Below are 12,263 nucleotides of genomic sequence, written 5' to 3' on the forward strand. Positions count from 1 at the left end.
TATGTCGCGCTTACCGTCACCAGGGTTCCACCCCAAGACGCGGAGGGTCCAATCAGGGTTGCCTTCGCGACGCAGATCACCGGCCGGGCGGCTTCATGGCGCAGAGGAGAATGGGTAACCTCAGCGCAGACCCGAAAAGTTACCGCTTAGTAGTTCCGCTCAGATTTCCGCTCTCGCAGGTTCGAGGAGCCCCCAATGCAACTCGCCGCGATCATCGTGTCGCTGGTCCTAATCGCGGTCGGCGTCGCGCTGTTCGGCCGTGCCATCCTGCAGATCTACCGCTTCGTACGGCTAGGCCAGCCCGTACCGGCAGGTACCCGCACGGACGACCCCGCACAGCGCACCCTCACCGTCGCCAAGGAGTTCCTCGGCCACACGCGGATGAATCGCTGGGGCGTGGTCGGTGTGGCGCACTGGTTCGTGGCGGTGGGCTTCTTCTCGCTGCTGCTGACGATCGTCAACGCCATCGGCCAGCTCTTCCAGTCCGACTGGCTGATCCCGGTCATCGGCGACTGGCTGCCGTACGAGGTCTTCACCGAGTTCCTCGGCCTGACGACGACGCTGGGCATCGTGACCCTGATCGTCATCCGTCAGCTGAGCAAGCCCGGCAAGGCCGGCCGCAAGTCCCGCTTCGCCGGCTCCAACTTCGGCCAGGCCTACTTCGTCGAGGCCGTCATCCTCATCGTCGGCCTCTGCATCATGACGCTGCGCGCGCTGGAGGGTGTGCAGCACGGCGTCGACAGCTACGAGATCGGCTTCTTCGCCTCGTACCCGCTGATCGCGGCCTTCAAGGGACTCAGCCTCGGCACGATCCAGAACCTCACGTACCTCGTGGCGGGGATCAAGATCGCGACGTCCTTCATCTGGATGATCACGGTCGCGCTGAAGACGGACATGGGTGTCGCCTGGCACCGCTTCCTGGCCTTCCCCAACATCTGGTTCAAGCGTGAGGCGGACGGCGATGTGGCGCTCGGCGCGCTGCAGCCGATGACCAGCCGGGGCAAGCCGATCGACTTCGAGGACCCGAGCGAGGACGACCAGTTCGGCGTCTCCCAGATCGAGCACTTCTCCTGGAAGGGCCTGCTCGACTTCTCCACCTGTACCGAGTGCGGCCGCTGCCAGTCGCAGTGCCCCGCCTGGAACACCGGCAAGCCGCTGTCGCCCAAGCTGCTGATCATGGCGCTGCGCGACCACGCCCACGCCAAGGCGCCGTACCTGCTCGCGGGTGGCGGCAAGGACGAGGAGGGCAACGAGCAGGCGACCGCCGAGCAGCTCGCCGACGTCCCCGCGTCCGCGCTGGCCGAGGCCGAGCGCCCGCTGATCGGCACCCTCGAAGAGAACGGTGTCATCGACCCCGACGTCCTGTGGTCCTGCACCACCTGCGGCGCCTGCGTCGAGCAGTGCCCGGTCGACATCGAGCACATCGACCACATCGTCGACATGCGCCGCTACCAGGTGATGATCGAGTCCTCGTTCCCGTCCGAGGCGGGCACGATGCTCAAGAACCTGGAGAAGAAGGGCAACCCCTGGGGCCTGGCCAAGAAGCAGCGCCTGGCGTGGACCAAGGAGGTCGACTTCGAGATCCCGGTCGTCGGCAAGGACGTCGAGGACCTCACCGAGGTCGAATACCTCTACTGGGTCGGCTGCGCCGGTGCCCTGGAGGACCGCGCCAAGAAGACCACCAAGGCCTTCGCCGAGCTGCTGCACATCGCGGGCGTGAAGTTCGCGATCATGGGCGGCGACGAGGCCTGCACCGGTGACTCGGCCCGCCGGCTGGGCAACGAGTTCCTCTTCCAGCAGCTCGGCCAGCAGAACGTCGAGTCCCTGAACATGGCCTTCGGCGAGGACAGCGAGGACGAGTCGACGAAGAAGCCCAAGTCGTCGAAGAAGATCGTCGCGACCTGCCCGCACTGCTTCAACACGATCGCGAACGAGTACCCCCAGCTGGGCGGCGAGTTCGAGGTCATCCACCACACGCAGCTGCTGCAGCACCTCATCGACGAGGGCAAGCTCACCCCCGTCACCCCGGTCGAGGGTCTGATCACGTACCACGACCCCTGCTACCTGGGCCGCCACAACAAGGTCTACACACCGCCGCGCGAGATCATCGCCAAGGTGCCGGGCCTGCGGAGCGAGGAGATGCACCGCCACAAGGAGCGCGGCTTCTGCTGTGGCGCCGGCGGTGCCCGCATGTGGATGGAAGAGCGCATCGGCAAGCGCATCAACAACGAGCGCGTCGACGAGGCGCTGTCGCTGAACCCCGACATCGTGTCGACGGCCTGCCCCTTCTGTCTGGTCATGCTCACCGACTCGGTCAACGGCAAGAAGAACGACGGCAAGGCGAAGGAATCCATCCAGGTCGTCGACGTGGCCCAGCTGCTGCTGGACTCCGTCAGGACCCCCGTCGACCCGGCGGGCGACGAGGAGCCGGAGGACGCGCCGGAGCCGGAACCGGTGAAGTAACGGCGCGGGTACGCGCGTTGGCCGACGGCCGGTCCCCTGTTCGCACGGGGCCGGCCGTCGGCAGTTCCGGACCACCGGTGCGGGCGGGCATGGCGGGACGGCGGACCGCCCGGGAGCATCGGGGGCCGCGGACGACGACACGACAACAGCGGTGCGGGCGGGGTGGGGACGGGATGCGAAGACGGATCGTCACGGCGGCGGGGCTCGGCCTGGCCCTCCTCCTCAGCTCCTGCGGCCTGCTCTCCCCCGCGGACGACGCGCGCCGCCCCGCCCGGCACCGCCCTTCGTCGCTGCCCGCCGCGCGCCCCGTCCCGGCCGGCCAGGGCAGCGAAGCCGACGGCGACTTCAACGGCGACGGCCACCCCGATCTCGTCCTCGACAGCCTGCTCGCCCCCGCCCGCGGCCGTGACGACGACCCGGGCATCGGCATCCTCTACGGCTCCGCGCACGGACTCGCCCCGGCCGCCCGGGAGTTGCTCACCCCGGCCCGGAACGCCGCCCCCACCGGCACGGCCGTCCCCGCCGCCTTCGACGCCGAGACCGTCTGCGACCTCGACCGGGACGGCTTCAGCGATCTCGTCGTCACCACCGACCCGCCCTACGACGGCGTGGGCCGCCCGCCCGTCCCCGTACAGCTGCTCTTCGGCTCGCCGCGGGGCCTCGGCGCCGCCCGCGCCGTAAAACTCCGCATCCCCGACCGGGCGCGATTCGGCAACGAATGGCCCGACCAGCCGGTCTGCGGCGACTTCGACGGCGATGGCGCGCCCGACCTGGCCGTCACCGCCTCCGGCCCCCGGATCAGCTACCTGCGGGGCCCGTTCACCCGCACCGGCGCCCCCGAAGCGGCCGGCGCGCCCCTCAGCGTGCCCGGCACCGCCCTGGCCGCTGCCGCGCCCCTCGCGCCGGCTCCCGACGTCGACCACGACGGCGCCGACGACCTTCTCGTACGCGCCGCCGACCCCGGCCGCCGCGCCCGCGGCCGCCTCGCCCTCGGCGGCCCCCGCGGCCCGCTCCGCGCCGGCCCGGCCACCTACCCGGCCGGCTACGCCACGGCCTTCGGCCGCTTCGCCGCGGCCGGCCGGGGCGTGACCTCCGTCACCGCCGACACCGGCGGTCTGCTGTCCGTCGGCGGCCGCCCCGGCAGGATCCGTACGGGTACGGGCGGGGTCCCCACCCTCGCCGCCGCCGATGTGCAGCACGACGGATACCCGGACCTCGTCGTCGGCGGCACCCGCCCCGCCCTGCTGAGCGGCACCGCGCACGGGCTCTCCGCCACCGCCCGCCGCCTCCCCGTGCCCCGTCTCCCCGGTGCCGGCCGCCCGCACTCCACGGTTCTCGCCCTCGCCGACTTCGACGGCGACCACCGCGCCGACCTCGTCCTCCTCACCCGGCGCGGCCGCACCCACGACAGGGTGACGGTCCTGCCCGGCGGCCCGTCAGGCCTCGCCGCGCGGCCCGTCCTCTCCTTCACCACGGCGGACTTCACCGCTTCCTGACGGTCCCCCAGCTGATTGTGGCCCGTGGCTAATACACTTGCCCGGCACCGGGACACATCCGAGCATGACGCCATGAACACAGACACGGGCAGGGACACGGCTGACGATCCGAGCGCCTTGGCACGCCCCGCCCCACGGGAGACGCCGCCCGCCCCGCCCGTCACGGTCCGGCTCGCGCTCCCCACCGACGCCCCCGCGATCGCCGCCGTCCACCAGGCGTCACGGCAGGCCACCATGCCCTACCTGCCGCCCCAGCGCCGTACCCACGCCGAGGTCACCCGCTGGATCCGGGAGATCGTGCTGCCGCAGTGTCACACCGTCGTCGCCGCCCGTGGCCCGGAGCTCCTGGGCTACGCGGCCGTACAGGGCGAGCTGCTCGACCAGCTCTACCTCCGTCCCGATGTCCGGCGCGCCGGCATCGGCACCCTGCTCCTCGCCGCGGCGCGGCGGCACCGCCCCGAGGGTCTTTCCCTGCACGTCTTCCAACTCAACGCCGATGCCAGGGCGTTCTACGCCCACCACGGTTTCCGGGTCGTGGCCATCAACGACGGCAACGCCAACATGGAGAACCTGCCGGAGCTCACCCTCCGCTGGACCCCGCCCCCGGGCACCCGGTTCCCTCCGGGAACCCCCTAGGGGATGTCACAGGTCAGATGCAAACCCGGGCCCGATCCCCCTGCTCCGCCACCGAATCCACGCGGACCAGGTACTTTCGAGTACGTGGCTGGATTCAGGATGGGTCGCGGACGGGATGCCCGCCCCGCGCAGAACGGACAGCAGGGGCACCAGGGGCAGCAGGCGCCGTACGGGCAGCAAGGGCCGTACGGGCAGCAGCCCCCGCCACCGCATGGGCAATGGCAGCAGGCACCGCAGCAGGCACCACGGCAGGCACCGCAGCAGTACGGCGGCGTGCCGCAGGGGCAGCCGCACGGGCAGCACGGCGAGCCCGAGTACTTCGGCGACGGTGGCTACCCACCCCAGCAGCAGTCCTACGCGCCGTACGCGAACGACAACAACCCTGGTCACACCCAGCAGTTCAGCGTCGGCGACACCCCGGACGCCTACGACGCGCCCCAGGGCCGGTACGACGACCCCGACGGGGCGTACGCATCCGGCGGCACCTACCGCGCCGGCCAGACATCCGCGCCGCCGGCCGGCCCGCGGCTGCACTGGAAGCAGCTGCTGTCCGGCATCGTGCTGCGCCCCGATGCCACCTTCTGGCAGATGCGTGACCACTCGGTGTGGGCCCCGGCGCTGATCGTCACCTTCGTCTACGGCCTGCTCGCGGTCTTCGGCTTCGACAAGGCCCGCGAGGATGTGCTGAACGCCACCCTCTCCAACAGCATCCCGTGGGTGCTGATCACCGCTGTGATGTTCATCATCGGCAGCCTGATCCTGGGCACGGTCACCCACACCCTGGCCCGCCAGCTCGGCGGCGACGGCGCCTGGCAGCCGACCATCGGCCTGGCCATGCTGATCATGACGATCTCGGACGCCCCCCGGCTGCTCTTCGCGATGTTCCTCGGCGGCGACAGCACCCTGGTCCAGGTCCTGGGCTGGCTGACCTGGCTCGCCACCGGCTATCTGCTGACCTCCATGGTCAGCAAGTCGCACGACCTGCCGTGGCCCAAGGCCCTCGGGGCCTCCGCGATCCAGTTGGTCGCGCTGCTCGCCCTGCTGAAGCTCGGCACCCTGTAAGGCCGCACCGCCCACGGCAAGGGGCCCGCCCCGGAGCACAGTCTCCGGAGCGGGCCCCTCGCCGTAGTGGCGGGCCCGGCACCTCGCGGACACGAGCCCAGGCCCGTCCGATGGATCAGGGCCTAGGCGAACCGCTGCCCCGCCGACCCGTCGCACTCCTGCAGCCGCAGCGGCTCCTTCGCCGCCCCCAGTGCCAGACACAGCGACTGTGCGGCGGCGGGCCGGATCGTCCCGCCGTCGGCCCGTACGAACTGCTGGTTGGCCGCGCCCGAGCAGTTCCACAGCACCAGCCCGGCCCCGGCCCGGTACCCCGCGCCCGGCACATCCAGGCACCGGTCCTGGGTCAGCCCCACGTGCACCGACCGCTGAGCGCCGTCGTACCACCAGTCCTGGTTGCGCTGGCCGTTGCAGTCCCAGCCGCCGACCACCGTCCCGTTACGGCTGGATCCGCCGGTCGCGTCCACACAACTCCCCGTACCGGCGTTCCTCAGCGGCCGGTACGCCTCGTCCCAGGCCCCCGCGTACAGCTTCGGCTGCCCGGTGCTCGCCGGATCGGCGCAGGACGCCTCACTCAGCCCCGACGCGTACAGCTGGGTCAGGCAGGACGCGAACGCGCGGTGCCCGCGGGCGTTGGGATGGAACGACTGCCGCACGGAGTTCGAGTCCGGCGGGACGGGGTTGGAGAGATTCACATACAGCCCGCGGGCCCAGGTGTCCTCCATGCACACCTCGTGCCCGTGGAACAGCCGCGAGGCGTCGAGGTAGGTCGCCCCCGCGTCCCGCGCGGCCTTCCGCACACCCCGCTCGAAGGCCGGCACGGCGGCATTGCGCCCCCAGCCCGCGTCGGAGGTGTAGCCCGTGCAGCCGCCCGGCAGCTTCCCCGGGAAGTGCGGATTGTCCTCCACATCCGGCCCGATCGGACTCGGATACGACATCACCACGAGCCGGTAGTCGCCGTCCGCGTACCCCGCGTCCCGCATCACGGTCCGCAGATCGCCGGCCGTCCGCTCGATCTTCGGCCCCAGCCCGTCGACCCGCGCCTGCCAGCCCGGCTGGTACTTCGGCTCGCAGGTGCCCTGCAGCAGGAACCAGCGCTCCACACAGTCCGTCATCACCGAGCCGAACTGCAGATCGTCATTGGCACCGGCCACCAGCAGCACCATCTTCAGCCGGGTGTTACGGGCCGCGATGGCGAGACTGTCGCTCTGCACCAGCTCATCGGCGTACTGCTTGCTGCCGCCGATCACGATGTTGCCGCTGTACGCCCCCGAGCAGGCCGCGTTGTACGTCACGTCCGCCGCGATACCGGTCCGGTGGATCGCCGAGTCCGGCGACCGGTGGCACCAATTGTTCGGGCCGTCCGTGCCGGGCTCATACGTCCCGACGCCCTCCCCCGAGATCTCGCTGTCCCCCAGCGAGATCAACGAGGTCTTCCGCTCCCCTAGGGGCCGCTCGGCCGGATCCCCGTAGAGCTTCGCCGCCTCCTGCGCCCGGATCTTCTCCAGCTCGGGCGCCAGCGGCTTGGCGGCCGCGGCCCCGGCCGGCGTCGGGCGCGATGCGGCGGCGGTGGCGGCACTCGCCCCGCCCGCCGCCACGGAGAACACCACGGTCAACGCCGCGGCCGAGATCGCCACGACACCTCTCAGCCGCCGCCCGCCCCCCGCCCGCGCCCGGTACCCCGTACGCGCCCCTGCTCCCGTACGCCACCCACATAACGCCCACTGCCCGCGTCTCGCACGCACCATGGGGACTCCCCTCCGGTCTGCTGTTACCGCGGGTTGTACTCGCAGGTAGACAGCGGCGGAACACCCGGAACGGGATTGGCCGAAACCGGCGCAGGGGAAACCGCCGGACCGCCAACTCCCTTACCCGGGACGGCGATCGGCGCTCCGCCCGTCACCTCAGGCGTCGAGGATCTGCCCCTCGCGCCGCACCACCGGCGGATGGACGCTCCACGGGAAGTTGATCCAGTCGTCCGTGCGCTTCCACACGTACTCGCACTTCACCAGCGACTGGGACTTCTCATAGATCACCGCGCTGCGGACCTCCGCCACGGTCCCCTTGCAGAAGTCGTGCACCAGCTTCAGCGTCTTGCCGGTGTCCGCGACATCATCGGCGATCAGCACCTTCTTCTCCGAGAAGTCGATCGCATTCGGCACCGGCGCCAGCATGACCGGCATCTCCAGGGTGGTCCCCACCCCGGTGTAGAACTCCACATTCACCAGGTGGATGTTCTTGCAGTCCAGCGCGTACGCCAGACCCCCCGCGACGAAGACGCCGCCACGGGCGATAGACAGCACGACATCGGGCTCGTACCCGTCATCGGCAATCGTCTGCGCCAGCTCGCGGATCGCCCCACCGAACCGCTCGTACGTCAGGTTCTCCCGCACGTCACTCACGTATCTCTCTCAGACCTTCTGTGTCCACACGCTCTGCCACGCGCCCGCCCTGTCGGGCGCGCCCCCCGCACCGAAGCGGCTGCGTCATACCTGCGTCCGGTGAAAGCTCTTGAACGACCGGGACGGCGTCGGACCGCGCTGCCCCTGGTAGCGGGAGCCGTACTTCTCACTCCCGTACGGGTGCTCGGCCGGCGAGGTCAGCCGGAACATACACAGCTGCCCGATCTTCATCCCCGGCCACAGCTTGATCGGCAGCGTGGCGACATTGCTCAGCTCCAGCGTCACGTGCCCGCTGAACCCCGGGTCGATGAACCCGGCGGTCGAGTGCGTCAGCAGCCCCAGCCGTCCCAGCGAGCTCTTGCCCTCGAGCCGGGAAGCCAGGTCGTCCGGCAGCGTGATGACCTCGTACGTCGAGGCGAGCACGAACTCGCCCGGGTGCAGGATGAACGCCTCATCGCCCTCGGGCACGACCTCACGGGTCAGATCGGACTGCTCGACGGCGGGGTCGATGTGCGGGTAGCGGTGGTTCTCGAACACCCGGAAATAGCGGTCGAGCCGCACGTCGATGCTGGACGGCTGCACCATCGACTCTTCGTAGGGGTCGATGCGTACCCGACCAGCATCGATCTCGGCCCGGATGTCCTTGTCTGAGAGAAGCACGCAGATGAGGATACGCGCCCGCACCGCCCCCGCCGCACGACGAGGGGCCCGGCCCCCACCGGGGGAGCCGGGCCCTGCCACTCCTCGCTCCTACTGCTTGTCGCGACGCCTCTTACTGCGAATCGCTACGTCTCTTGATCGCTACCGCTTGGCGTGCTCGACGGGCACCGAGTGCCGCAGCCGAGCACAGCGCGGGCAGCGCAACAGCCGTCCGGGACCGAGCCGGTCGGTGGTCTGCATCGGGAACGAAGCGGTGCTGAACACGTGGCCCTCGGCACAACGTACGACGGTGCGCTCCATCAAGTCCCTCTCCCAACTGCGTGGACAACAAAAGCCACATTAGGGGATGAACTGGGCGCCACCACAAGCGGCACTCCGACGCCCCACCGTACGCCTCAACTCCCGCGCCCCGCACCCGCATCCCACCCCGCGAACCCCACGCAACCCACACCCCCGACACCCCGCCCCACACCCCGACCGAACGCCCGCCACACCCCGCCCGAGCACGCCAAATGCACCGCGAGGCGGCGATGGGGTAGAGTGTGCGACGATGTTCCGCCCTCGATCAGAGGCGGGATTACGCGGGTGTAGTTTAATGGTAGAACATGAGCTTCCCAAGCTCAGAGCGCGGGTTCGATTCCCGTCACCCGCTCCATAGTTGAGGCCCAGGTCGGAGACCTGGGCCTTGTTTGTTGTCCGGGCCGGTTCAGGCGTCCCGCACCAGATCCGCACCGGAAGGCTTCTGATCCGCCTTGCTGCGGGCGGCCCGCACGAGGCGCCGCCCTCCGGCCGCATGGGACCGTACGCACCCAGGAAGACCATCAGGCGCCAGCGAGGCCCCGCTGCCGGGGGAGTTGGGCATGGATGGTTTTGCCGGTTCCGGGGGCGGGGGTGAGGGTCAGGTGGCTGGTGAGGTGGCGGATCATGTGCCAGCCGAAGCCACCGCCGCCGCCGTTGAGATCAGGTGTGCGTTCGCGGGGAGCCGCTGAGCTGAGGTCGCTGACCGCGGCGGTCAGCGTGTCCGGGCCGGCAAAGAGCTGGAGGGTGTACCGGCCACCGCCGTGGCGCAGTGCGTTGGTGGCGAGTTCGGAGACCACCAGGAGGAAGGTGTCCGCGCGCTCGGGATCCGGTGCCGGAGTGAGGTTGTCGGTGAATGCGCGGGTCGCCTCGCGGGCCCGGTGGATGCTGTCCAGGCTTTCGCCCCGCACCACGGTCGGTACGGGATGAGGGGCGCTGGTGATCTTCATACCGTTCATGCGCGTACACCCCACCTGTGATCTGTTGCGCCTTTTGCCGTGGCAGGCAATGTGCCCGCCCCTTCGGTTCCCACACCCCAGACAGTGCGCTTCCTGGTGCAGTTCCCATCAGGCACGGACGACAGAAGCTCGACCATCACCTTCATAGGAAATCTGTCATGGCGACGGTAGACATGGGTCCCCTCGGGGGTTAGGCTTTTCGTCGTAGCCAAGAGATCGAAAGGCGCGGCAGAGGTCGAACTGCCGTGCGTGCAGTGTCAGAAGAGGCACGGCAGTGGAGTCGCGGGGCCGAGAGGTACGCATGTGGGCCCCGCGACTGGCTGCCGGGACGGGCGGCCCCCGGGGTCGCGAGCGGAACCGCAGTAGCAAGCAGGCTGGCAGAAGGAAGAGAAGGAGGCAGACGCCATCAGGATCGCCCGGGCGAGGAAGTGAGCCGCTCGGGTACCGCAGGCCCCGGATTGGAAGGTGGTCCCCGGTCACGCATCCGCGATCCCCGCACTTCCCGCCCTCTCCCGGGCGACGGTGCGGAAACAGAAAGCCGGCACCGCAGTAAGTCGGCAGATGGTGTTCGATCCCTCGGGGCCCTGGTGCGTGTTCGTCACCAGGGCCCCACGATGCATTCCCCCATCAGAGGTGCAGATGACCGCAGAAATCTCTCACGACCGTCTCAACGACGAGGACTACCCCGCCTACACCATGGGTCGAGCCGCCGAAATGCTCGGCACCACCCCCGCCTTCCTGCGGGCCCTCGGTGAGGCCAAGCTGATCACGCCGTTGCGTTCCGAGGGCGGCCACCGCCGCTACTCCCGCTACCAGCTGCGTATCGCCGCACGCGCCCGCGAACTCGTCGACCAGGGAACCCCCGTCGACGCCGCCTGCCGCATCGTCATCCTCCAAGACCAGCTCGACGAGGCTCAGCGCATCAACGAAGAACTGCGCACTTCACCCTCTGGGCCCCGCCCCAAGGCCGACGTCTGAAACTTCGCTTCCGCGCCCGCGCACGGCCGCCGCGCCCCGGGGACGTTCAGTCGGCCAGTCGGCGTCGGACACGCCGGCGTCACAGCCCGTCCCACAGCAGCCACGCAGACGAGCTCCGTCGATATCGTCGCCGGAGCTCTTCGCCGTCAGCCTGACGCCAACGGGGCTGAGCACGCGGTCGAGGGAGTCGGGCAGGTGCCGGCGATGATGAGGAAAATGTTGGCGTGGTCGAGACGACGCAGAACGGCCTCACCGAGCGACCCCCACGTGCCGCGGTGGTAGATGGCGCTCGTCCCGAACAGCAGCAGAGCCGTAACCGAGTACACAGCGCAGGCCAAGGCCGCCTGCGGGGTGCGAGCCAGGCAGATGAGCGCAACGCCTGCGATCAGCGCGGCGGGGACCATGCCGACATGGAGCCAGCCACGCAACCTCGGCTTGATCGGCGCCACCAGGCCGGCCGCCCGCTCCGCCGGAGCGGCAGCCGGGTGAGAGCCCTCCCCGACACTGTCACGGTGTGCTCCGCGGGGTTGGCCGGCTGGAGCACGTTCCCCCCTCACCGGGGCGAGGGGCACACCTGCGGATTCGGCGGCGTCGCGGGACACAGCTTCCGTCCTCCTTCGGGCTGTCGGGCCTCGCTGACAACCAGGTAGCCACGGCAGGAGTGACCCCGCAACAGCGTGTGGGGAGGTCAGCCTCGGACCGTCGGGCCTGCATCGCCACAGCCGTCAGGTCAGGCCCGGGCCGGGTGCCCCAGCAAGGCCGACGCCGTCTCCAGTGGTGTGAGACCGGTCGGCGGCACGAGCGCGGCAGCCGGGCGGCACACGAAGCCGAGGCGGCTCAGAGCTCGGGTCACTTCGCCGGCGGAGAAGTCACGACGGTCCTGCCCGGTGATGATCTCCCCGACCTGTTTGACGGGGTAATGGCGGCGGCCGATGAGCACGGACTCACCCATGACGGGTTCGGGTTGGATGCCCTTCATCGCATCCTGCACCTCGGTCTTGAGCAGGTTGAAGGGGAAGCGGGCGATGACAACGCGCATAGTGCCTCTACAAGGTCGAAGAGAAGCCGGAAACGGATCACCGGCCCGGGCGGAGAGGTATCAACGGGCAATGGCGCGGCCTGGCCTACGACAAAACCGCCGCCATCCACCTGGCCGGACTTCACCTCGCTGCCATCTTCATCTGGTCAGCGAGGTGATCCGGAAGAAACGACCTAGGCGCAATACCGGTGATTTAGGTTGTTTTCCGGCTGGCAGGTCTGGTCTTGGTCGGGCCGACCAGCGTCGCGCGGGGAGTGTCCGGCCGAGCCGGGTT

At 69.8% G+C, this 12,263-nt stretch carries 11 protein-coding genes, 1 tRNA gene and 1 pseudogene; 6 read left to right on the plus strand and 7 right to left on the minus strand.

The features are described 5' to 3' along the window. Window positions 1–195 precede the first annotated feature (195 nt). The 4 genes from ACGFWI_RS31420 (at window position 196) to ACGFWI_RS31435 (ending at window position 5,657) form a co-directional block, all read left to right on the plus strand. Window positions 196–2,463: a heterodisulfide reductase-related iron-sulfur binding cluster gene (locus tag ACGFWI_RS31420; protein ID WP_393909433.1), complete on the plus strand. Its 2,268-nt coding sequence runs from the start codon at window positions 196–198 to the stop codon at window positions 2,461–2,463. A gap of 173 nt (window positions 2,464–2,636) precedes the next feature. Beyond that, complete coding sequence (locus tag ACGFWI_RS31425; RefSeq protein WP_393909434.1) at window positions 2,637–3,959, plus strand: FG-GAP repeat domain-containing protein; 1,323 nt, start codon at window positions 2,637–2,639, stop codon at window positions 3,957–3,959. 72 nt (window positions 3,960–4,031) lie between these two features. Next, complete coding sequence (locus tag ACGFWI_RS31430; protein ID WP_393909435.1) at window positions 4,032–4,595, plus strand: GNAT family N-acetyltransferase; 564 nt, start codon at window positions 4,032–4,034, stop codon at window positions 4,593–4,595. A gap of 99 nt (window positions 4,596–4,694) precedes the next feature. Next, complete coding sequence (locus tag ACGFWI_RS31435) at window positions 4,695–5,657, plus strand: Yip1 family protein (protein WP_393909446.1); 963 nt, start codon at window positions 4,695–4,697, stop codon at window positions 5,655–5,657. Between the two features lie 122 nt (window positions 5,658–5,779). Here the strand turns inward: ACGFWI_RS31435 and ACGFWI_RS31440 are convergent, their stop codons facing one another. The 4 genes from ACGFWI_RS31440 to ACGFWI_RS31455 all read right to left on the minus strand — a co-directional run bounded on the left by ACGFWI_RS31440 (window position 5,780) and on the right by ACGFWI_RS31455 (window position 9,016). Beyond that, the gene (locus ACGFWI_RS31440; protein WP_393909436.1) at window positions 5,780–7,291 is read right to left on the minus strand and encodes a ricin-type beta-trefoil lectin domain protein; all 1,512 of its coding nucleotides are present in this window, start codon (window positions 7,289–7,291) and stop codon (window positions 5,780–5,782) included. Window positions 7,292–7,558: 267 nt separating this feature from the next. Further along, the gene (locus ACGFWI_RS31445) at window positions 7,559–8,056 is read right to left on the minus strand and encodes a phosphoribosyltransferase (RefSeq protein ID WP_393909437.1); all 498 of its coding nucleotides are present in this window, start codon (window positions 8,054–8,056) and stop codon (window positions 7,559–7,561) included. A gap of 84 nt (window positions 8,057–8,140) precedes the next feature. Next, window positions 8,141–8,716, minus strand: coding sequence for a dCTP deaminase (gene dcd / locus ACGFWI_RS31450; protein WP_393909438.1), 576 nt, complete (start codon window positions 8,714–8,716; stop codon window positions 8,141–8,143). 141 nt (window positions 8,717–8,857) lie between these two features. Next, complete coding sequence (locus ACGFWI_RS31455; protein ID WP_016573140.1) at window positions 8,858–9,016, minus strand: hypothetical protein; 159 nt, start codon at window positions 9,014–9,016, stop codon at window positions 8,858–8,860. A gap of 281 nt (window positions 9,017–9,297) precedes the next feature. On the opposite strand from ACGFWI_RS31455, the gene ACGFWI_RS31460 reads away from it, so the two are divergent. Beyond that, window positions 9,298–9,371, plus strand: a tRNA-Gly gene (locus tag ACGFWI_RS31460). A gap of 166 nt (window positions 9,372–9,537) precedes the next feature. Here the strand turns inward: ACGFWI_RS31460 and ACGFWI_RS31465 are convergent. After that, window positions 9,538–9,972: an ATP-binding protein gene (locus ACGFWI_RS31465; RefSeq protein WP_393909439.1), complete on the minus strand. Its 435-nt coding sequence runs from the start codon at window positions 9,970–9,972 to the stop codon at window positions 9,538–9,540. Window positions 9,973–10,611: 639 nt separating this feature from the next. Between ACGFWI_RS31465 and ACGFWI_RS31470 the strand changes: the two genes are divergently transcribed. Beyond that, entirely contained in the window at window positions 10,612–10,950 is a 339-nt protein-coding gene (locus ACGFWI_RS31470) for a MerR family transcriptional regulator (protein WP_393547825.1), read from the plus strand. A 161-nt stretch (window positions 10,951–11,111) separates the two neighbouring features. Here the strand turns inward: ACGFWI_RS31470 and ACGFWI_RS31475 are convergent. Next, window positions 11,112–11,402 (minus strand): annotated as a pseudogene (locus ACGFWI_RS31475) (hemolysin III family protein); the annotation flags it as partial. 278 nt (window positions 11,403–11,680) lie between these two features. Further along, on the minus strand, window positions 11,681–11,989 hold the full coding sequence (locus ACGFWI_RS31480) for an SCO5918 family protein (RefSeq protein WP_393909440.1): 309 nt from the start codon (window positions 11,987–11,989) through the stop codon (window positions 11,681–11,683). Between the last annotated feature and the right edge of the window lie 274 nt (window positions 11,990–12,263).

Origin of the sequence: Streptomyces sp. NPDC048434, assembly GCF_043200375.1 — a bacterium.
Classification (GTDB): domain Bacteria; phylum Actinomycetota; class Actinomycetes; order Streptomycetales; family Streptomycetaceae; genus Streptomyces.

Coding starts and splice junctions, on each gene's coding strand:
- ACGFWI_RS31420 (WP_393909433.1), top strand. CDS start 196: ATGCAACTCGCCGCGATCATCGTGTCGCTGGTCCTAATCGCGGTCGGC.
- ACGFWI_RS31425 (WP_393909434.1), top strand. CDS start 2,637: ATGCGAAGACGGATCGTCACGGCGGCGGGGCTCGGCCTGGCCCTCCTC.
- ACGFWI_RS31430 (WP_393909435.1), top strand. CDS start 4,032: ATGAACACAGACACGGGCAGGGACACGGCTGACGATCCGAGCGCCTTG.
- ACGFWI_RS31435 (WP_393909446.1), top strand. CDS start 4,695: ATGGGTCGCGGACGGGATGCCCGCCCCGCGCAGAACGGACAGCAGGGG.
- ACGFWI_RS31455 (WP_016573140.1), bottom strand. CDS start 9,016: ATGGAGCGCACCGTCGTACGTTGTGCCGAGGGCCACGTGTTCAGCACC.
- ACGFWI_RS31465 (WP_393909439.1), bottom strand. CDS start 9,972: ATGAACGGTATGAAGATCACCAGCGCCCCTCATCCCGTACCGACCGTG.
- ACGFWI_RS31470 (WP_393547825.1), top strand. CDS start 10,612: ATGACCGCAGAAATCTCTCACGACCGTCTCAACGACGAGGACTACCCC.
- ACGFWI_RS31480 (WP_393909440.1), bottom strand. CDS start 11,989: ATGCGCGTTGTCATCGCCCGCTTCCCCTTCAACCTGCTCAAGACCGAG.